The sequence below is a fragment of the Rhodoferax sp. ZS1R8 genome (assembly GCF_056521325.1).
Genome location: NZ_JBWMBA010000209.1, coordinates 1 through 419 on the forward strand (window position 1 = coordinate 1; position 419 = coordinate 419).

The window sequence follows — 419 nt, forward strand, 5'->3', positions numbered from 1 at the left end:
TGCTTACCAGGTTGGGGTGGACGAAATCGTTACCGCCATCCGCCAGATCAACCAGGACATGCCCGCCGGATCACTCCGCGCCACCGAGCAGGAGCAACTGGTGCGGGTGGAGGGCAAGCTCAAAAGTGTGGATGCCTTTCGCCACATCATCGTGGCGCGGCGCAACGGCACTGCAGTCACGTTGGACCAATTAGCCACCATCAAGGACGGCGAGCGCGAGGCGCAGTCCATCGGCCGCATCAATGGCCAGCCCGCACTGACCCTGAGCGTGTTCAAGACGCAGGACGCGAATCTGGTGGTGGTCGGGGATGCCGTAGCCAAGGCGGTGGAGGACCTGCGCAAGCAGCTGCCGCCCGATGTGCAAATACGCGCCATCTCCGAGAACGCCAGCTACGTCAAGAAGTCGCTGGACAGCGTCA

Annotated in this window: 1 protein-coding gene; it reads left to right on the plus strand. The window is 62.8% G+C overall.

Translation table 11 applies throughout. The annotated features are described in order from the left end of the window. Positions 1–419 (plus strand): efflux RND transporter permease subunit (locus AC097P_RS25040; protein ID WP_479613114.1); only part of this gene is annotated, 419 nt, incomplete at both ends.